General features: G+C 48.1%; 17 protein-coding genes and 1 pseudogene. All 18 read left to right on the plus strand.

Annotated elements, in window-relative coordinates; all coding sequences use genetic code 11:
- The first annotated feature begins 232 nt into the window (after positions 1–232).
- Positions 233–2,782 (plus strand): hypothetical protein, encoded by a 2,550-nt coding sequence (locus DXA57_RS08545; protein ID WP_117766586.1) that lies wholly within the window; start codon positions 233–235, stop codon positions 2,780–2,782.
- Between the two features lie 97 nt (positions 2,783–2,879).
- Complete coding sequence (locus DXA57_RS08550) at positions 2,880–4,052, plus strand: serine hydrolase domain-containing protein (protein WP_117766588.1); 1,173 nt, start codon at positions 2,880–2,882, stop codon at positions 4,050–4,052.
- 316 nt (positions 4,053–4,368) lie between these two features.
- Positions 4,369–4,944 (plus strand): TetR/AcrR family transcriptional regulator, encoded by a 576-nt coding sequence (locus tag DXA57_RS08555; RefSeq protein WP_117766590.1) that lies wholly within the window; start codon positions 4,369–4,371, stop codon positions 4,942–4,944.
- Between the two features lie 282 nt (positions 4,945–5,226).
- Positions 5,227–6,579: an alpha-amylase family glycosyl hydrolase gene (locus DXA57_RS08560; protein ID WP_117766592.1), complete on the plus strand. Its 1,353-nt coding sequence runs from the start codon at positions 5,227–5,229 to the stop codon at positions 6,577–6,579.
- A gap of 135 nt (positions 6,580–6,714) precedes the next feature.
- A complete protein-coding gene (gene glgB / locus DXA57_RS08565) occupies positions 6,715–8,745 on the plus strand; it encodes a 1,4-alpha-glucan branching protein GlgB (protein WP_117766594.1) in 2,031 nt (676 codons plus the stop codon).
- A gap of 50 nt (positions 8,746–8,795) precedes the next feature.
- A complete protein-coding gene (locus DXA57_RS08570) occupies positions 8,796–9,002 on the plus strand; it encodes a pro-sigmaK processing inhibitor BofA family protein (protein ID WP_117766596.1) in 207 nt (68 codons plus the stop codon).
- A 427-nt stretch (positions 9,003–9,429) separates the two neighbouring features.
- Positions 9,430–9,906 (plus strand): A24 family peptidase, encoded by a 477-nt coding sequence (locus DXA57_RS08580; RefSeq protein ID WP_158571271.1) that lies wholly within the window; start codon positions 9,430–9,432, stop codon positions 9,904–9,906.
- 12 nt (positions 9,907–9,918) lie between these two features.
- Positions 9,919–11,028, plus strand: a complete 1,110-nt coding sequence (locus DXA57_RS08585; RefSeq protein ID WP_117766602.1) for a hypothetical protein — start codon at positions 9,919–9,921, stop codon at positions 11,026–11,028.
- Entirely contained in the window at positions 10,922–12,148 is a 1,227-nt protein-coding gene (locus tag DXA57_RS08590) for a CpaF family protein (protein ID WP_117766604.1), read from the plus strand. The genes DXA57_RS08585 and DXA57_RS08590 overlap by 107 nt, the downstream gene beginning before the upstream one ends.
- Before the next feature lie 10 nt (positions 12,149–12,158).
- Complete coding sequence (locus DXA57_RS08595; protein WP_117766606.1) at positions 12,159–12,902, plus strand: type II secretion system F family protein; 744 nt, start codon at positions 12,159–12,161, stop codon at positions 12,900–12,902.
- A complete protein-coding gene (locus DXA57_RS08600) occupies positions 12,892–14,253 on the plus strand; it encodes a type II secretion system F family protein (protein WP_117766608.1) in 1,362 nt (453 codons plus the stop codon). Before DXA57_RS08595 ends, DXA57_RS08600 begins: the two co-directional genes overlap by 11 nt.
- A gap of 108 nt (positions 14,254–14,361) precedes the next feature.
- Positions 14,362–14,862: pseudogene (locus tag DXA57_RS08605) on the plus strand (RNA-guided endonuclease InsQ/TnpB family protein); the annotation flags it as partial.
- A gap of 193 nt (positions 14,863–15,055) precedes the next feature.
- Entirely contained in the window at positions 15,056–15,223 is a 168-nt protein-coding gene (locus DXA57_RS08610) for a Flp1 family type IVb pilin (RefSeq protein WP_117766610.1), read from the plus strand.
- Positions 15,224–15,255: 32 nt separating this feature from the next.
- The gene (locus DXA57_RS08615; protein WP_117766612.1) at positions 15,256–16,815 is read left to right on the plus strand and encodes a DUF5702 domain-containing protein; all 1,560 of its coding nucleotides are present in this window, start codon (positions 15,256–15,258) and stop codon (positions 16,813–16,815) included.
- Positions 16,816–16,918: 103 nt separating this feature from the next.
- Positions 16,919–17,827 (plus strand): hypothetical protein, encoded by a 909-nt coding sequence (locus DXA57_RS08620; RefSeq protein WP_117766614.1) that lies wholly within the window; start codon positions 16,919–16,921, stop codon positions 17,825–17,827.
- 31 nt (positions 17,828–17,858) lie between these two features.
- Positions 17,859–18,287: a prepilin peptidase gene (locus DXA57_RS08625; RefSeq protein WP_117766616.1), complete on the plus strand. Its 429-nt coding sequence runs from the start codon at positions 17,859–17,861 to the stop codon at positions 18,285–18,287.
- Between the two features lie 2 nt (positions 18,288–18,289).
- A complete protein-coding gene (locus DXA57_RS08630; RefSeq protein ID WP_158571272.1) occupies positions 18,290–18,652 on the plus strand; it encodes a TadE family protein in 363 nt (120 codons plus the stop codon).
- A complete protein-coding gene (locus DXA57_RS08635) occupies positions 18,649–20,163 on the plus strand; it encodes a DUF6382 domain-containing protein (protein WP_117766620.1) in 1,515 nt (504 codons plus the stop codon). The genes DXA57_RS08630 and DXA57_RS08635 overlap by 4 nt, the downstream gene beginning before the upstream one ends.
- Positions 20,164–20,176: the final 13 nt, after the last annotated feature.

Raw genomic sequence — 20,176 nt, forward strand, 5'->3', positions numbered from 1 at the left:
ATTTCCTCCGATTAGATTTAAAATATAGAAAGAAAACTGAATATGATTGAAAAACATTAGACAGCCGTTATCGAAGCAAAGCGATAACGGCTGTTTTTGCCGGATGCAGCAGCAAAAAATCTTCCATTATAATAGTAAAAGTACGGGCGTTTTTTTTTGACAAGGGGTTTGAGTTATGGTAGACTGTACCTATCTATGTAACCCAAAAGGTAACTGTCAAGAGGTGAAAACATTGGATAAATACGAATATAATCTCAAATTGGACGAGATTAAAAAATTAGTCACCAGCGGGAACTATGAGGAAGCGGTCAAGGTAGCGGATACCGTCGAATGGAAGCGTGTCCGGAATACCCGTACGCTTTGCATGGTCAGTGAAATATATGAGGCAAATGGAAGATTAGAAGACAGCAAGGAGATCCTTCTTCGTGCATATAGAAGATCTCAGATGACGAGAACGATCCTGTTCCGTCTGACTGAGGTGGCGATCAAGATGAAGGAATTCGATGAGGCCGTGGAATATTACAGCGAATTTGTAAATGCCGCGCCAAACGATACCTCCCGGTATATCCTCAAATATGAGATCTATAAAGGAAGAGGTTCCTCACTGGAGGATCAGATTGCGATCCTGGAAGAGTATAAGGAAGCAGAATATACAGAGCAGTGGGGTTATGAGCTTGCGAAGCTTTATTATCAGGCAGGAGAAAAGCAGAAATGCATCGAGAGCTGTGATGACCTGGTTCTTTGGTTCCGCCAGGGTAAATATGTGATCAAAGCTCTGGAGCTGAAACGTTCACTGACGGAGCTCACACCCATGCAGCAGACGATCTATGATCATCGGGATGAAAATCTGATGCCGATCAAGGAACGGGTGGAGGCTGCCGTTCCGGAGCTGGAAAAGATCATTGTGGATAAAATGCCTTCCAACGAAACAGATGCGATCACAGAGAACATCATTTCTGAGACACAGAAGGAGCTTGCTCAGGCGGTCAGCCAGCATACGGCAGCTGCAGAGCAGGAGACTCCGGAGCAGCAGGATCAGTCCTGGAGATACAGCACCGGCGGAACTACAAGAGTGATGCCTGCCGATGCAGTGAGAAATAATCTGCAGACAGACGCACCGGCAGCCGCTTCTGCTGGAGCAGCAGAAGCCGTTCCTCAGGAACCGGAAGCTCCGGATCAGGCATTTGATGCACAGCAGCTTCAGAAGGAACTGGCGGAGAGTATGCGGGAGATCATTTCCGGTATTCATCCGGCAGAGACGGAAGCAGAGATCGTGGAACCGAAAAATGATATGTCCTTCTTCCGGGACCGTGCAGGGAATGTTCCCGTTCAGGAACCGAAGGAATCGATCGATGATATTCTGGTTTCTATGAGTGGCGCAGATGAGACTGCTTCTACGGAAGAAAAAGAGCCAGAGAGAGAAATACCGGAGATGCCGGATCTGCAGGTGGAAAACGAGCAGCCGAAGGAGGCTGTGCAGCCTTCCGGAGAGGAGAGGATCCCGGCTCCGCAGGCAGCTGCACAGGATCCGGGAATGGCAGCTTCCGGCTTTGCGGCACTGGAAGCCCAGGCGGCCAAGATGCGTGCGGAGGCCGAGCAGGCAGCCGGTCTGAATGAGCGCCTTGCAGCTCATGCAGGTGTAAATGCAGCCGCAGAGAAGAAAGTGGAAATGCCAGGAACAACGGCACCGGATATGGCTTCCGGAACTTTAGAAAACAGTCAGACAGAGAAAAAGACAGCTGCTCAGCCGCAGGTTCCGGTAAAGAAACCGGAGCAGGCTGCCAGAGAGCAGAGGATACAGTCGGTACAGCAGAGTCAGGCTGGCCAGCCCGTCATGAGCCAGCCGGCACAGGGACAGCAGCAGGCAGCAGCAGGTGTTCCGCAGCAGAGTAGTGCCGACCAGAAAGCAGCCAGGGTTTCCCAGGCGCAGGGTGTGATCCGCATGGAGCGTGCAGGCAGGAATACAGAGGCAGCAGCCACTCAGCAGAATCCTTATCAGCAGGCAGCTTATCGTCCGAACCAGAGTCTGACTTTAAGCCAGCAGCAGCTGTTTTCCTATTTTTCAACAATCCAGGGACTTCAGGAGCAGATCGCCTGTGCAATGAAGGAAACTTTGAACAAGCTTCAGAAGGATAAGACTTCCAGAAGCGGAAACCTGGTGATCACAGGTGATCCGGGAAGCGGAAGAACGACTCTGGGTATCCGTTTTGCAAAGGCTCTGTGCCAGGAACGTGGAAACAGTGCGGCCAGAGTGGCAAAGATTTATGCAGAGGACTTCAATAAGAAGGATATCGCCTCCACGGTGGCAAAGATCGCCGGAGGTACGCTCATCATTGAAGAAGCCGGAGATCTCTCCGAGGAATCCATCGCACAGCTGTCAAAGGCTATGGAGTTCCGCACAGATGGTCTTCTGGTGATCCTGGAAGATGAGAAGAGTTATCTGAAGGAACTCTTTGACAAGAATCCAACCTTTGCCGAGAAATTTACTTCCGAGATTTCCATTCCCATCATGACAAATGATGAACTGGTGACTTTTGGAAAAATCTATGCGTATGATGAGGATTACCGTATTGACGATTCTGCCATGGTAGCCCTTTATAATCGGATCGGTGAAATGCAGACGCCGGAGCATCCCGTTTGTATTGCCGATGTAAGAGATATTGTGGATGATGCCATCAGCCGTTCTGAGAGGACCGGTATCCGCAAGCTCGGAAGGATTCTCTCTCATAAACGCTATGATGAGGATGACCGTGTGATTCTTTACGAGAAAGATTTTAAATAAAATCCCGGAAAGCGGACGTGAAAGCCGATAAAAAGGCTGACGTCCGCTTTATATTGGGATTCTGGCAGCATCTTAATAATGTAAGGGGATAGAAAAAATGAATACACAGAAGTTTGCGAAGATTCAGGACATATTGACAGAAATGGTGGAGACAGGAGCAGCAGCTGGTGGAAGCTGTCTGATCTATAAGGATGACGAAGAGAAGTGTTATTATGAGGCAGGTTATGCTGACCGGGAAAATAAAGTGCCGGTAAAAAGAGATACGATCTTTCGGCTTTATTCCATGACGAAGCCCATGACGGCAGTGGCAGCTATGCTGCTCGTACAGGATGGGAAACTGGATCTGGTGGAGCCCTTATCCACTTATCTTCCGTTCTTTAAGAATCCCATGGTTGCGGAAAATGGAACCCTGCGTCCGGCGGCCAGAGAGGTTCAGATCCGTGATCTCCTGAATATGACCTCCGGTTACACTTACGATGGCGCTTCCAACGAGACAGAAGTCCAGACGACAAAACTTCTCGATGAGATCAAAGCGCGGATGGACGGAGAGAATCCTCTCAGCACACAGGAGATCGCAAAAAGACTCAGCGCCATTCCTCTTTCCTTTGATCCGGGCACGGAGTTCCGTTATGGACTGTCAGCGGATATCCTGGCGGCTGTCATTGAAGCAGTCAGCGGGAAACGTTTCAGCGAATTTCTCCGGGAGCGGATCTGGGAGCCGTTGGGAATGAATGATACGGGCTTTTTTGTGCCGGAGGAAAAACAGGACCGCCTGGCAAAAACCTATAGCATGGAAAAAGACGGACTTCAGCTTTACACGGTCAATCACCTTGGCATTTCCGTGGATATGAAAAGAGATCCTGCTTACGAAGCCGGCGGAGCAGGGCTTACGACCACCATTGACGACTGGCTGAGATTCTGCCGGATGCTTTTAAATGGCGGTGCTCTTGAGGGTGTGCGGATTCTCACAGAGCCCATGGTTCATTTCCTGACTCATACTACGATCACGGAAGAGCAGCGTCAGGGAATGAAAGGCTGGGATACTCTGGCCGGTTACACGTATGGAAATCTTATGAGAAATCTCGTTGAACCGGAGTATGCGGCCACACTGGGAAGCCGCGGAGAATATGGCTGGGATGGCTGGCTTGGTCCTTATATGTCCGTTGCACCGGAGAAAAACCTTATCATCCTTGTGATGGAACAGCTTACCGGAGCCGGTACCTCTACACATACGCGCCGGATACGGAACGTGGTATATTCTGAAATATAAAGAGATCCGATGCGGCCGCTTCTGCCTGCAAAAGCAGTATGCAGGAGCATGCGGCTCTGTGAAAAACTGTCTGCCATAGAAAAAATGGCAGGCAGTTTTTTTATATCCGGTAACAGTCCTGAATAGTTACGATATCCGGAAAAAAGAAATAGTGCGGATGTAATATACCGGACGGTATAGAAAAGCGAGGAAGAGAAGAAAGACGAAAAAAGAAGATCCGGGATGAAAGAAAGTAAAATCTGCGGTGAAATACAAAGTCTTTCCAGTTGACATTTTATATACCGGACGGTATAATTAAGACAACAGGAGGGAGACGATGGACAACAGAGAAAAAATCCTGAACTGTGCGCTTGAGCTTTTCCATGCCAGAGGATATGATGCTGTGGGCGTACAGGAGATCGCAGAGACGGCCGGAGTGACCAAGCCGACCCTCTATTATTATTTTGGAAACAAACGAGGCCTTTTGGAGGCGCTCCTTTCCCGGGAGTATGCGGAGTTTCGCAGGGAAGTTTTTGACGGCCGGGATGAGAAGGAGCAGATCTGGCTGACATTGCCGAAGATTGCAGCTGCTTATGTGGATTACGGTATGAACCACCGGAAAGCCTACATGCTGATGATGTCGCTTTTTTACTCGGCAAGAGAGAATGAAGCCTACCAGTCGGTAAAGCCTTTTGTAGAAGATCTCTATCAGAATATGGTGAGCCTTTTTATGGGGGCTTCCGGTCAGCTGGGAAATATGAACGGCAGACAGGAGCAGTTTGCTTTGGGGTTTACCGGAATGCTGGATCATTACCTTCTTCTGATGGCGGCACGGGAGCCGGAGGGATATCAGGTTCCAAGGGAAACAAAAGAAGCACTGGCAAAACAGTTTATGCACGGGATTTTCAGCTGACAGGACAGACAGGATTTTGTCATATATCTGCAGCTTTTTCCTGTACAAGGAACTGTTATGTAAAAGTAACTGTTCAGGACGTTCAAAACAACAGGCCACAGACCCGCGCATTGCATGCGCTCTCGCTGCATTCACAGCTTTTGTCTGAGGCTAATGGGCGTTCCGCCCATTCCGAAATAAAAATTCATCCTATTGCAAACAAGTTTGCATAGTCTGATTTTTCATTTCGCTGATGTTCTGAACTGTTACATGTAAAATATAGATCTGGAGGAAAAGAAAACAATGGGACACTGGTATAACGAGGCAGTTTTTTATCATATTTATCCGTTGGGCCTTCTTGGCGCACCAAAGAGAAACGAAGGGACAGAGATCGAGCACCGGATGCAGGAGCTCCTTCCCTGGATCGATCATATGAAAGATCTCGGGGTGACAGCTGTTTATATCGGTCCGCTTTTTGAATCCACCACCCACGGGTATGATACGAAGGACTATAAAAAAGTAGACCGTCGTCTGGGTGATAATGAGGACTTTAAGGAATTTGTGAAAAAATGCCATGAAGCCGGGATCCGGGTAGTTGTGGACGGTGTGTTTAACCATACCGGCCGTGAATTCTTTGCTTTTCAGGATATTCAGAAAAACAGGGAACATTCCCCCTATGTCAACTGGTACAAGGGTGTGAATTTCGGCTGGAACAGCCCCTATAATGACGGATTTGGATATGAGGCCTGGAGAAACTGCTTCGAACTGGTCAATCTGAACCTTTACGAACAGGCTGTGAGAGATTACCTTTTTGATGTGATCCATTTCTGGATCCGGGAGTTTGACATCGACGGCATCCGTCTGGACTGTGCAGACTGCCTGACCTTTGATTTCATGAAAGAGATGCGCTGGAGAACTTCTCAGGAAAAAGAAGATTTCTGGCTGATGGGCGAAGTGATCCATGGGGATTATGCCCGCTGGGCCAACGATGAGGTCCTTCATTCCGTAACGAACTATGAACTGCACAAGGGTCTCTATTCCGGTCATAACGATCACAATTATTTTGAGATCGCTCATACGATCCGGAGGGAATTCGATGAGAATGGCGGTATTTATAAAGGAAGAACCCTTTATTCCTTTGCGGATAATCATGATGTGGACCGTCTGGCCAGCAAGCTGAACAACAAAGCTCATCTTTTCCCGGAGTATACACTTCTTTACACGCTGCCGGGCATTCCATCCATTTATTATGGTTCCGAATGGGGCATTGAAGGGAAAAAAGAGGGCGGCAATGATGATCCGCTCCGTCCGGCGCTTGATCTGGCCGAGATGGAAGGAAAATATAAAGACTGCCAGCTGACCGGGCATATCAAAATGCTGGGCAGGCTGAAAAAAGAACTTTCCCCGCTTTCCGAGGGAAAATACAGAGAGCTTCTTCTGACTAACCGGCAGTATGCGTTTGCCAGGATCCAGGATGACAAGGCCGTGATCGTAGCCGTCAATAATGACGAGAATCCGGCACAGGTTTCCATTCCGGTACCGGTAGGAGGAAGCGCGGTGAACGCTGCTACAGGAGAGCAGGTCAATGTGGAAAACGGCCGTATCAACGCGGAACTTTTACCGGCGGGAAGCCTGATCGTAGCTGTAAATAATTAAGACCAAAGAGACTGCGGGGCAAAAAAAGGGCCCGGCAGTTTTTGGCAGATAAAAAGATCTGACTGCATAGATGGACCGAAGCCTGCAGGCTGCAAGGAAAGCCTGCCATAAATCATGTGTGAGGAGAAGGGGATTATGGAAGAAACGAAGAAAAGAACAAGAAAAGCAACAGTAGCAAAAGAGACAAAAACAGCAGAAAAGGCTTCTACAGCAAAAAAAGCAGCAGAGAAAAAAACTGTGGCAAAGAAGTCTGCAGCTCCGAAACAGGAGGTTCTTCGGATCGGTGAACTGGATCAGTATCTGTTCGGTCAGGGAACGCATTATGACATTTACAAAAAGCTGGGTGCGCATCCGACCAGGAGAAGAGGAAAAGACGGTGTTTATTTCGCTGTCTGGGCACCTCATGCGAAGGATGTCCATGTAGTAGGTGATTTTAACGGATGGAATACAGAAGCGACACCGATGAAGCGACTGGATCCCCTGGGGATCTGGGAGGTTTTTGTTCCGGGCGTGCAGGAAGGCTGCCTTTATAAATACCATATCCTGACGGAAAAGGATCAGGAGCTTTATAAGGCGGATCCTTTTGCCAGTGCTTCCGAGCTTCGTCCGGGAAATGCATCCAAGGTGGCAGATATCAGCAAATTCCGCTGGACGGATACGACCTGGATGAACAAGCGGGTCGAGAAAAATCCGGATGAAGAGCCTATGAGTATTTATGAGGTACATCCGGGTTCCTGGAAAAAACATCCGCATGATCCGGAGACAGAAGACGGTTTTTACAGCTATCAGGAATTTGCTCATGCTCTGGTAGAATATGTAAAAGATATGGGTTATACCCATGTGGAGCTGATGGGGATCGCAGAGCATCCCTTTGACGGTTCCTGGGGCTATCAGGTGACGGGCTATTATGCGCCGACTGCCCGCCACGGTTCTCCTACGGATTTCAAATATCTGGTGAACTATCTTCATAAAAATAAGATCGGTGTTATCCTGGACTGGGTTCCGGCTCATTTCCCGAAGGATGCCCACGGTCTGGCGGAGTTTGACGGAACCTGCTGTTATGAGTATGCGGATCCCAGAAAGGGAGAGCATCCGGACTGGGGGACCAAGGTCTTTGATTTCAGCAAAAATGAGGTGAAAAACTTCCTTATTGCAAATGCTCTTTACTGGATCGAGGAGTTCCATGTGGATGGTCTCCGTGTGGATGCAGTGGCATCGATCCTTTATCTGGATTATGGAAGAAAAGACGGAGAGTGGTGCCCGAATATTTACGGCGGCAATAAGAACCTGGAGGCCATTGAATTCTTCAAACATCTGAACAGCGTGGTTCTGGGAAGAAATCACGGAACGGTGATGATCGCCGAGGAATCTACGGCCTGGCCGAAGGTGACCGGAAAACCGGAGGATGACGGACTGGGCTTTTCCATGAAATGGAATATGGGTTGGATGCATGACTTTCTGGAATATATGAAACTGGATCCGTATTTCCGTCAGTTCAACCATAACCTGATGACCTTTTCGATGACCTATGCCTATTCTGAGAAATACATTCTGGTTCTTTCCCATGATGAGGTGGTGCATCTGAAATGTTCCATGATCAATAAAATGCCGGGACTTTATGATGACAAATTCTCCAATCTGAAGGCAGGATATTCCTTTATGCTTGGTCATCCCGGAAAGAAGCTGCTCTTCATGGGACAGGATTTCGGGCAGCTCCGTGAATGGAGTGAGGAGAGGGAGCTGGACTGGTATCTCCTGGCAGAGGAAAAGCACAGCGAACTGCAGAATTATGTACGTGCCCTGCTTCATCTTTATCAGAAGAACAAAGCCCTCTATGATTCCGATCAGAGAGGCGACGGCTTCGAGTGGATCAATGCGGATGACAATACCAGAAGCATTTTCAGCTTTGTGCGTCATTCGCAGGATGGCAAAAACAATCTGCTCTTTGTCATCAACTTTACACCTGTGGCCCGTCCGGATTATCGTGTCGGTGTGCCGAGAAGAAAACAGTACCGTCTGGTCCTTAACAGCGATGCCGCAGAGTTTGGCGGAAGCGGAAAAGAACAGCCGGAAGTATACCGGGCAGTAAAATCAGAGTGTGACGGAAGACCGTATTCCTTCGCATATGATCTGCCTGCTTATGGAGTGGCAGTATTTAAATTTTAAGGTGATAAAACCTTATCCCCTCTGCATAGAAATGTGCAGGGGGGATTTTTATGAAATTTTCTATGAGACAGCTGATCTGGAATTTCTTTTTCCGGATGGCAGTGGGGCTTGGGCTGATCGTTACGGTGAATCTGATCTGTTCCATGGCAGAAATTCCGCTTTGGGTCGGTGTAAATCCTGTGACAGCGGCCGCAACGGGCTTTCTGGGAGTCCCGGGTGTTTTTCTGCTCTACGGAATCACAGGCTATGGTTTGTAGAAAGATACAGATTTTTGTACAAAAGGGAGAAAAAGAAGAGTGGGGTGGAAAAACAGACCGTGTTTCCCTCCGCTTTTTCTGTTTATTTCTGCATATGGACAAGCGTGCGCATTGCGTGTATAATAAAGCTATCTCAAAAACAAGTCTTGCCGGTTCGGCAAAAAAATCCAGATTTTAAGTAACAGTTCAGAACATCAGCAAAATGAAAAATCAGACTATGCAAACTCGTTTGCAATAGGATGAATTTTCATTTTGGAATGGGCGGAACGCCCATTAGCCTCAGACAGAAGCTGCGCATGCAGCGATAGCGCATGCAATGCGCGTGTCTGTGGCCTGTTGGGCTGAACGTTCTGAATAGTTACGATTTTAAAAAACTAAAAGAGGTGATTTTCTGGAAACGATCCAAAAAATTTCCGTATGCCTTCTGGTGACGGCAGCCGTTTTTCAGGATCTGAAAAGGGGGATCATATCCAATACCCTGATTTTTACAGGCCTTTTTGGAGGACTCATTTTTCAACTGTTTCGCCTGGGTGGCTGGGGACTCGTGTTTTTTCTGGGAAGTGCAGCCTTTCCGATTCTGCTTCTTGCTTTCCTTTATTATTTTCGTATGATCGGCGCAGGAGACATCAAACTGTTGGCTGTGCTTGGTGGTTTTCTGGGGATCCGTGATCTGCTTCATTGTCTTGTCTGGGCCCTGTTTTTCGGGGGTGTCCTGTCTTTGCTTCTTATGCTGTACCGGAAAAATCTGCTTCAGCGTTTTCAGTATCTGGCAGGTTATGTTTTTGCTTCTGTCCAGAAAAGAGAATGGCGGCCTTACCGGCAGAAAGAAGACAAAAGCGGCGAATTTCCGCTGTCAGTTCCCATTGCGCTGAGTGTCTGCCTTTTTATGACAGGACTGATCTGAAAGGAGGAGTTTATGAAAAAAAGCATTTTTGCAGTATGCGATCTGGAAGCATCCTATGCATACAATCTCATGGAAGCCATTGATGAAACGCAGGGGTCTTCCTTTGAAGTCCAGGCGTTTACCAATGTGGAACGGCTGATCGCTTATGCAGGAGAACGTCATATCGAGCTGCTCCTGATCTCAGCCGCCGCCATGTGCGGAGAGCTTCTGAAGCTTTCTATCGGAAAGATCATGATCCTTTCAGAGGGAGAAAAGAAAAAAGAACTCTCCGAATATCCCTGCATTTATAAATATCAGGCTTCCGATCAGCTGATCGCGGAGGTGATGAATTATTACGCGGTGGAGGCAGTGCCGGCACCAATGGCCATGTTGAAAAAGAAGGTGGAGATCGTTGGTATTTATTCTCCGGTCGGCCGGTGCATGAAAACCTCTCTGGCGCTGACCTACGGACAGCTTCTGGCACGGGAACACAAGGTTTTGTATCTGAATCTGGAGGAATATGCAGGTTTTGAAACTTTGCTGGAGGAAACTTATGAGGCAGACCTTACAGATCTTCTCTATTTTGCTCGTCTGGGGAGTGGAAATCTGGTTTACCGTCTGGGAAGCCTGATCTGTCATCTGGGAGCACTGGATTATATCCCGCCGGCGTTCTGCCCGGAGGATCTCCGGAATATTTCACCCGGAGAATGGCTTTCTCTGATCCGGGATCTGGCGGAATACAGTGCATATGAGGTGCTTCTTCTGGATATTGGTCCGGCAGTGAATGGAACGGCGGAACTTTTGAAACTCTGTACCCGGATCTTTATGCCCATGCCGGAGGATGAGGCGGCGCTTGCCAAGGCAGAACAGTATGAAAAAGTGCTGAAGCAGCAGAATGTGCTGGAGGTTCTGGAGAAAACAAGGAAACTTTCCATGCCCTTCGTCAGTGGAAGTGGAAAGGGAAAAGCTTATATGGAGCAGCTGATCTGGGGAGAACTGGGCGATCTCGCCAGACAGCTGATCAGGGAGGAAAACGATGGAGGAATGGGAACAGGAAGGACGGAACCTTCGAAAAAAGCTCCGGGAGCGGCTGGATCAGACACGGGAAGTGAAAGACCAGGAGATTTACAGGCAGATCGATGATCTGATCCTGGAGGAGACACGGAACCGTTATGTGAGCCTTCGGAGAAAAGAGGCGCTTCGGACGGAGCTTTTCAACAGCATCCGGAAACTGGATATCCTGCAGGAACTGATCGACGATGACTCTGTCACGGAGATCATGGTCAACGGGACAGAAGGAATTTTTCTGGAACGGAACGGCCGTCTGCTCTGCTGGGAGAAAAAGATCGCTTCCAAAGAAAAACTGGAAGATATGGTCCAGCAGATCGCGGGTCGGTGCAACCGGATCGTCAATGAATCGGTACCGGTGGCAGATGCCAGACTTTCGGATGGTTCCAGGGTCAGCCTGGTGCTTCCGCCGGTGGCTTTAAACGGACCGGTCATCACAATCCGTCGTTTCCCGAAGAATCCCATTCACATGGACCGGCTGGTGGAGCTGGGGGCTGTCACGCCGGAGGTGGTCGCTTTTTTGAAAGCACTGGTAAAAGGAGGCTACAATATTTTCATCAGTGGAGGAACCGGCTCCGGAAAGACTACATTTCTCAATGCATTGTCCGATTTTATCCCCAAGGAAGAGCGCATCATTACCATTGAAGACAATGCGGAGCTTCAAATCCAGGGAGCGGAGAATCTGGTACGGCTGGAGGCACGGCAGGCCAATACGGAAGGAAAAAATGCTGTGACGATCCGGGATCTGATCAAGGCAAGCCTGCGGATGAGGCCGGATCGGATCGTGGTGGGGGAGGTGCGAGGGGAAGAAGCGCTGGATATGATCCAGAGTATGAACACAGGCCATGATGGTTCTTTAAGCACCGGTCATGCCAATAGCCCGAGAGATATGCTGGCCAGGCTGGAAACCATGATCCTGATGGCTATGGAACTGCCGCTTTCTGCGGTCAGGCGTCAGATCGCTTCTGCGGTGGATCTGATCATCCATCTTGGCAGAATGAGAGACCGGAGCCGAAAAGTGATGGAGATCGTGGAGATCACAGGCTATGACGGAAGTTCCGGTGAGATCACAGCCAGAACCCTGTTTCAGTTAGAAGAGACAAAGGAGCATCCTATGGGGATCCTTGTAAAGCAGAACGAGCTTCTTCAGACAGAAAAACTGAAGCGGGCGGGGATCGTGCCGGAAAAAGAGTGAGGTTAAACGTATGGAAAGAGATTATGGGATCCTGGAATTGACAGGAAAAGAAAAAGGAAAACTGATACTTCTCTATCTGGGAATCTGTGCCATGGTGAGCTGGCTTTTTTATCATTCTTTCTGGGCAGTACTTCCTTTTCTTCTCGGTTTTCCGGTGTTTCTGAAAAAGCAAAAGGAAAAGAAGATCCGGGAAAGGAGAGAAGAACTGCTTACAGAGTTCCTCACCGGGATCCATGCGGTGGCCAGTGCACTGGATGCCGGATATTCCATGGAAAATGCTTTGGGAGAAGCCTTGAAAGAAACGGAAAAGATCTATGGGGCAGACGGAGTTTTTACAGAGGAATTAAGAGAAATGGAGAGAAAACGGAATCTGAACCAGAGCCTGGAATCTTTGTGGACCGATCTCGGAAAAAGAAGCGGCATGGAGGATATTGAAAATTTCGGGGAGATCTTTCAGGTGGCACGCCGTTCCGGGGGAAATCTGAAAGAGATCATCCGGAGTACGGCAGATAACATCAGCCGGAAAACAGAGACCCGAAGAGAGATCGAGATCAGTCTGGCTTCGAAAAAAATGGAACAGAAGATCATGAGTGCTGTGCCGTTTTTCATTCTGGCTTATGTGGATCTGGGATCTTCAGAATTTCTGGAAGGCCTGTATCATAACACATTTGGGATCCTGCTGATGACGGTTTGTCTCGGCCTTTATCTGATCGCTTTTTTCTGGGGGAGGAGGATCGTGGAAATTGACATATGAACAATGGAAAGAACCTTTTGACCGGGCGGGAAAATGGCTGGTCAGGCGTTATCCGGGAATCCTTAAGGGGAAACAGGGACAGGAAAATGAGGCAAGGCTGAAGGTTCTCCGGACGACAAGAAACAAGATGACGATTGAAACTTATTATGAAAGAAAGTTTTCCGGAATGTTGCTGTTTCTTTTTGGAGGGCTGCTTTTTCTCGGGGTTCTGGCACTTGGTTTTCATGGGGAAGTGTCTTGGATGGAGCGGCCGTCGATAAAAAGGCCGGGGTATGGGGAAGGGAATCTGGAGACAGAGCTGACGGTGGGTTTTTTCGGAGAAGAAGTGGTGGATATCCCGCTGACGATAGGAGAAAGAAAGTATTCCCGTGAGGAGATCCAGGAAATTTTTCAGGGAATCCTCGAAAATCTGGAGGAACAGATCCTTGGAGAAAACAAATCTCTGGAGGAAGTAAGAAAGGATCTGAACTTTGCTGATTCATTCGGAAACGGAACGGTTACTGCAGTCTGGTCTGTGGATCCACCGGACTATATGGATGATAACGGACACTTTCTTTGTGAACCGCCAAAAGAAGGGATTCTTGCAGCAGTGAAGTTGACACTGAAGTATGAAAATCAGGAGATGATCCGGGAATTTCCGGTGAAACTTCTGCCGCCTGAAAGAAGTGAACTGGAAGAAAAGGCTCTTGAACTGAAGGCTGCAGCGGAGAAAAACGGTGAGAAAAGCAGGGAGGCAGAGGAAGTGGTGCTTCCGGATAGCTGGGAGGGTGTTCCTGTCCGCTGGGGAATAAGGGAAAACTCTCCGCTTCTGGCAGGTTTTCTGATCCTGGCTGTCGGCCTCTGGTACCTTTACGGAAGGGATGACCGGAAACTGAAAGAGGAGGAAAAACACAGGAAGCAGCAGATGATTCTGGATTATCCGGTGATCCTTTATAAAATGAGTATGCTTCTGGAAGCCGGAATGACCATCCGGGGGGCTTTCAGCAAGATCGCCTTTCATTACAGAGACCAGAGCGGCAGGGAAGTCCATTATGCCTATGAGGAAATGCTGTTTGCCTGTTATGAAATGGAACAGGGAGTGGGAGAAGCCACAGCTTATGAAGAATTCGGTCAGAGATGCGGGAATCTTCACTATCTGAAATTTGGCTCCCTTCTTTCTCAGGATCTGAAAAAGGGTTCTGCCGGACTGGTAGAGCTTCTGGAGCAGGAGGCGGAAAACGGAATGGAAGAAAGGAAAAGCCTGGCAAGAAAACTGGGAGAGGAAGCAGGAACGAAACTTCTGCTTCCCATGATGCTTATGCTGATCCTGGTCGTGGTGATACTGATGGTTCCGGCAGTCCTGGCTTTTTAGGGACGAAGCCGGAGAAAAGGAGGAATTTATAAGTAACTAAACATATTGCCACAACAAGCGGTACAGTTTCAATAAAAGCTGACAGATACTATGTTTCGGTTCTTGTTTGAAAAACAACTGATTCGAGAACAAAGAAGTCTTTCTCGAAAATATGAAAATTCAAAGAAAGGAGAGTCCACTCAAAGAGCGAATATACAAAAACAAAAGCTCAAGGTACAGAAACTTCATCATAGGATAGATAATATCCGCACCGACTACATGAACAAAACAATCGCAGAGATCGTGAAAACCAAACCATCCTACATTACGATTGAAGATTTAAATGTAAAAGGCATGATGAAAAACAGACATCTTTCAAAAGCAGTTGCGTCACAGAAGTTTTATGAGTTTCGAATAAAACTTCAAGCTAAATGCAGCGAAAATGGGATTGAACTTCGTGTGGCAGACAGATGGTATCCATCTTCTAAAACCTGCCATTACTGCAAAAATATCAGGAAAGATTTAAAACTTTCAGATAGAATTTTCAAATGTGATTGTGGTTATATCGAAGACAGAGATCTCAATGCTGCACTTAATTTGAGAGATGCTATGACTTACGAAGTTGCATAAATAAACGCAAACGTAGGTATGTACCGAAGGCTATTTCGGGAATTTACGACTGTGGAGTGTACAAGAACTTGTGAGTAGATATGATTTCGGTCAATCCAAAGCATACACGATAAAGCAGTAAGTAGAACTCGTGAGGGTCTACATTATCTCGATGTGAGTTATTTAATCACATTTTGAGTGGCAGGAAAATCATATGGAACATGTAAGAGCATTTTTGCAGGAAGAAGACGGAGTCGGAGTTGTGGAGATCATTCTGATCCTGGTGGTACTGATCGGTCTGGTTGTGATTTTTAAAGACCAGCTGACCAGACTGGTAAACAATATTTTTAAGAAGATCAACAATCAGAGCAACGGGATCTGACGGGGAAGCCGCAATAGAAAGGAAGGAAAGCCATGGCAGGGAAAAGAGCATACAGAGGGTCGATGACAGTCTTTTTCAGTGTTCTTACCGTACTTTTTCTGTCGCTGATCTGTGCCATGGCAGAATCTGTACGAGTGCAGGGAGCCAGAGTCAAGGCGGCTTCCGTGATGGATCTTGGGATTTTTTCGGTCTTTGGGGAATTTGAGAGGGACCTTCTGGAAGAATATGAGGTGTTCGGTGTGGATGCCTCTTATGGGGGCGAAGAATTCCAAAAGGAAAAGATCGCCCGGCGATTGGATCTTTTTATGAAATATAATACAGAGCCTTCCAGAGGAACAGCCCTGACCGGAAACACACTGTTTCCGATACGGACAGAGGGGAGCAGCGTGTTGCGGACGCTTCTTTTGACGGATGAGAATGGATTGGTTTTCCGGGATCAGGTCGTACAAAATCTGAAAAGCGCTGTCGGAACAGAACTTGTGGCAGAGTTTCTGGAAAACCAGAGAAAATCTCAGGAAATGGAACAGAACCAGAAGGACTATGAAAAGCAGGAGAGAGAAGCAGAAAAGGCACTTGCTGAGGCTGAAGCAGCGCAGGCTCAGGAAGAAAAGGCTTCCAGCGGAAGCCTGGGAACGGAAGGCGGAACGGTTGTGCCTGTAAATCCTGACGGGAGCGAGCTGCCGGCAGCTGCAGAGAAGCCGGAGAATCCGCTAGATCTGATCAAAAAGGTGAAAAATATGGGAATCCTGGGACTGGTGCTGGAGGATCCGGCTTCCGTTTCCGGGAAAGCACTGGTGAAAAAAGAACTTCCGGGCGGGAGAAGGCTGGAACGGGGAGATCTTTCCTGGGAACGAGAGAACGGTGGAGTGATTGCAGACGGGATCTTTCAGGAATATCTTTTCAGTCATTTTTCCAGCGCGATGGATACGGAAGAAAAAGAGACTGCACTTTCCTATGAACTGGAATATCTTCTCTGTGGAAAGGAAAGTGACGAAAAGAACCTGAAAGCAACGGTAAATAAACTGCTTCTCTTACGAGAGGGTGCCAATTTTGTCTATCTGTTGTCTGACGGATCCATGCGCCACAGTGCAGAGATCCTGGCAGTGGCCATCGCAGGAGGGACTCCGGGTGTGAGCACTGCCCTTACGGCTGCGCTTCTGGCAGCCTGGGCTTATGGAGAGAGTCTTCTCGATGTACGGATCTTGCTGGCAGGTGGAAAAGTACCGGCGGCAAAGACAAGAGCAACTTTTCGTCTGACGCTGGAAAATCTGGGAAGACTTCCGGAGGTTCTTGCTTCTTGTAACGAAAAAACAGGAGAAGGTCTGGATTATGAGGCTTATCTTCAGATGCTTTTTCTTACAGGCAAAAAGAAGGCATATCCTATGCGGGCCTTAAATCTGATCGAATGCAATCTGCGGAAAAAAGAAGGAATGAGTCATTTTCGAGTGGATCACTGTATTGCAGGTCTGGAGGCAGAGGCGGAATGGGAACTTGGTCCGGTTTTTGCTGCATTGCCGGCGGCATTTTTAAAAACCGGGTTAAGTGCAGTCCGTTATCATACCAGTGGGCAGTTTATTTATGAAACGGATTGAACGCAGAATAAGCATTCTTCCGCTTCAGGTGCGCGGAGCACTAAGCGGCGGGTCAGGAGGATGTGAATGATCACAGGTATTTGTAGCAGGGAGGAAAGGAAGAATGTTCTTACAAGGAAAAGAAAACGATTCAAAAGCTGCAGACAGAAAGGAGAAAAAGGCTCTCCCGGCAGCATCATCCCCGCAGAATGTTTTCCTTACTGTTGGAAGAGCATTCTTCCTTTCCCCTCTGAAAGCCGGACTTACCGTGGAAGCTGCCTGTGTTCTGCCGCTGTTTCTCTGGGCTGTGCTGGGTGCACTTTATCTGATCGAGGTCTCCGTAGTGCAGACCCGTCTGGTGGGAGGAATCCATGAGGCGGGCAGAAAGATGGCACTGCTTTCCTATGGGGTATACGGGGGCATTTCAGAGGAAGAAAAAGGAACAGGCGTGGGAGAGATCGTGGGTGGAGCTCTGACAGCGGTTTATGCCAAGAACCTGATCCTGAAAAAAGCCGGACTGGAAGAGACCTTTCTGAAAGAACAGGTGAAGATCAGTCTGGCCGCTTCGGATTTTTCGGAGAAGAACATCATAGATTTAAAAGTGATGAGCAGGATCAGCCTTCCCGTTCCGGGCTATCGGCTCCGGAGGCTGAAATTCCTTGAGAGAGGACGGGTCCGGGCCTGGACGGGAAGATCGCCTTCGGAGGAAATGGCAGAGGGAGAGGAAACGGAAGGAGAAACGGTATATGTAGCTTTGAATGGAAGTGTCTATCACCGGGATCCGGACTGCAGCTATATCAAAGTGTCGATAAAATCTGCTTCCGTGGCAGAGATGGAGAGAAAAAGAAGTTCCGATGGCTCAAAGTATTATCCCTGCAGCTGTTATGGGGCTCACCCGTCGCCGACGGTCTATTATACCCGCTTCGGAAACCGCTATCATGGTTCGCTGGGCTGCAGTGCTTTGAAGAGAACGGCACAAAAGGTTCCGTTATCCTCAGTCAGCGGGTGGAAAGCCTGCTCAAAATGTGGATAACTTTCCGAAAAATGAGAGAGGATGGTGGAAAATGAAGATTTCATATCTGGTGTGGTTTTTGTTATTGTCGGTGGTCAGCTGGCAGGACTTTCAAAAGCAGGAGATTTCATCCTGGCTTCTGATCCTTATGGGGAGTCTCGGGACAGGGATCCAGATTTTTGAAGGGAGCGTTTCTCTGGGAGCCTGGTTTGGCGGGATCCTTCTTGGAGCGGCTCTGCTTTTTCTGGCCTTTGTTACGAGAGAGGAGATCGGATATGGAGACGGCTGGCTGGTACTTGTCATGGGAATGTCACTGGGACTGAAATTCTCTTTTCTGTCTTTCCTTCTTGCCTTAGGGATCTCAGCCCTGGTGGGCGGCTGTCTTCTGATCTTCCGGAAAGTGCGGAGAAATTACCGGCTGCCCTTTGCTCCGTTTCTTCTGGCCGGTTCGGTGCTGAGCCTGGCTCTGTGTGGAGGATGAAGATGAAAAAAGGCAGCTATACCGTGGAGGCAGCTCTTCTTATGGGGATTCTGATCCCGCTTCTTACGGGTGTGATCTATCTTGGCTTTTTTATGGAGCTTCGGGGGCAGGTACAGGCAGAAGCAATGGAAAAAGCTCTGACAGGGCTGCTTACCGAAGAAGAGGCAGAGGGCGTTTCTCTTGGGAAAAAAGAAATATCTGCGGAAACGGAGGCAGAAGTTCCGGTATTTCCATTTGGAAAACGTATTTTTTCTCTGCCTGATTCCGTCAGCGGAAAATTTGTACTGGAAAGACAAAAGCCGGTACGGACGATTTTTCGTATGCACAGCATGAAAAAAGCAATAAGGCAGGTGAAGAAAGAATGAAACCCTCGTACAGAAAAGAAAAAGACAATGACTACCTGATTCTGGAAGCACCGGGAAAACCGGAAGGCGGGGAATATCAGATCCGGATGCTTCTGGTCAATCCTATTTACGGCCTCCTTTCCTGCAAGATGCGGATGGTGGACGGAAGCCGGACTTTCTACTATGATATCACGGAAAAACAGCCGATGTCGCTTGTGTTTGAACGCCGTCTTATGGGAAAGGAAGACATCGAAAAGCTTCTTGGTGGTCTGGAAAAAGCCATGGATGAAGCGGGAAGATATCTTTTGAGTATGGAACAGTTTGTCCTGAAACCGGAATATATTTTTCAGGATGCAGAGACGGGGGCTTTCTTTTTCTGTTATCTGCCTTTTTATGAGGGAAGTCTGGAAGAGGATTTCAGAGAGCTGGCAGAATATATTCTGAAAAGGCTGGATCACAGTCAGGAAGAAGCGGTTCTCTGGGGCTATGATATCTACAGCCGGTCAGCCGAAGAGCATTTCAGTATCGGAAAGATTCTGGAAAGTGTTCATGAACGGGCGGCAAAGGAAGCAGCAAGAAAATCCAGAGAAACCAGACAGCCGATACCGGTGATCCGGGAAGAAAAAAAACGACCGGAGGCGGAAGAACTGGAATATGTGGAACTGGAGGAAACTGGCGCAGAAGAAGAAAAGGAAAACAAAGCGGAGAGAGCACAGCCAATAGCCGGACGGAACAGAAATAAAGTTCCGGAAAAAAAGGAGAATACAGAAAAAACGGAGGGAAGAGAACGTCCGGAAAAGAGAGATACAGAGGAACAAAGAAAAGCCTGGGCAGATGTACAAAAGAAGAAAAAACGATCTCGAAGAAAAATCCGGAAAGAAGGCGAGGAAACATCCAAAGGGAAGAAAAGCAGAAAGGCAGTGGAATTCCGGGCAGAATTCCGGAGCAGACGAAAACAGCTCCTGCAGATTTCTATCGGAATAGCCGCTTCTGTCGCCGCAGCTGGCTGGGCTGTGGTATGCCAGGGCTTGAATTTCATCCAGGCAGGTGGTATTCTGTTTCTGTGTATGGGACTTCTGGTGTACTTTACCACTGTTTTCCAGAAAAAACCGGTGAAAAAAGAAAACTCTGTGGAAGAAGAGGTGCTTTTGTGGGAACAGGAGCTGCGAGAAGACGGAGAGAAAACGGTATTTCTGAGCGATCCGCTGCCGGAAAAATATCCGGTTCTTGTAAGTATGGAGCCTGGCAGGCAGGAAAACATCGTTCTTGACCGGGATCGGCTGACAGTTGGAAAACAAAAAGAACAGGCAGATATCGTTCTTTCGGATTCTTCCGTGAGCAGGATCCATGCTTCGCTGGAAAAAAACGGGGAAGACTGGTATCTTCGTGACAGAGGTTCTACCAATGGCACTTTCCTGGATGGTATACGATTGGAAGAAGGAGAAAAGAAGCAGCTGAAGGACGGAATGGAGATCCGTTTTTCCGACAGACGTTTCTGTTTTCATTCCGACAGTACGGGAATGGGAAAGTGACAGAAAAAACAGA

The organism is Blautia sp. OF03-15BH (genome assembly GCF_003463065.1).
GTDB lineage: Bacteria > Bacillota > Clostridia > Lachnospirales > Lachnospiraceae > Limivivens.

Coding starts and splice junctions, on each gene's coding strand:
- DXA57_RS08570 (WP_117766596.1), top strand. CDS start 8,796: ATGAAATTTTCTATGAGACAGCTGATCTGGAATTTCTTTTTCCGGATG.
- DXA57_RS08555 (WP_117766590.1), top strand. CDS start 4,369: ATGGACAACAGAGAAAAAATCCTGAACTGTGCGCTTGAGCTTTTCCAT.
- DXA57_RS08590 (WP_117766604.1), top strand. CDS start 10,922: ATGGAGGAATGGGAACAGGAAGGACGGAACCTTCGAAAAAAGCTCCGG.
- DXA57_RS08635 (WP_117766620.1), top strand. CDS start 18,649: ATGAAACCCTCGTACAGAAAAGAAAAAGACAATGACTACCTGATTCTG.
- DXA57_RS08615 (WP_117766612.1), top strand. CDS start 15,256: ATGGCAGGGAAAAGAGCATACAGAGGGTCGATGACAGTCTTTTTCAGT.
- DXA57_RS08625 (WP_117766616.1), top strand. CDS start 17,859: ATGAAGATTTCATATCTGGTGTGGTTTTTGTTATTGTCGGTGGTCAGC.
- DXA57_RS08630 (WP_158571272.1), top strand. CDS start 18,290: ATGAAAAAAGGCAGCTATACCGTGGAGGCAGCTCTTCTTATGGGGATT.
- DXA57_RS08595 (WP_117766606.1), top strand. CDS start 12,159: ATGGAAAGAGATTATGGGATCCTGGAATTGACAGGAAAAGAAAAAGGA.
- DXA57_RS08620 (WP_117766614.1), top strand. CDS start 16,919: ATGTTCTTACAAGGAAAAGAAAACGATTCAAAAGCTGCAGACAGAAAG.
- DXA57_RS08560 (WP_117766592.1), top strand. CDS start 5,227: ATGGGACACTGGTATAACGAGGCAGTTTTTTATCATATTTATCCGTTG.
- DXA57_RS08610 (WP_117766610.1), top strand. CDS start 15,056: ATGGAACATGTAAGAGCATTTTTGCAGGAAGAAGACGGAGTCGGAGTT.
- DXA57_RS08585 (WP_117766602.1), top strand. CDS start 9,919: ATGAAAAAAAGCATTTTTGCAGTATGCGATCTGGAAGCATCCTATGCA.
- DXA57_RS08550 (WP_117766588.1), top strand. CDS start 2,880: ATGAATACACAGAAGTTTGCGAAGATTCAGGACATATTGACAGAAATG.
- glgB (WP_117766594.1), top strand. CDS start 6,715: ATGGAAGAAACGAAGAAAAGAACAAGAAAAGCAACAGTAGCAAAAGAG.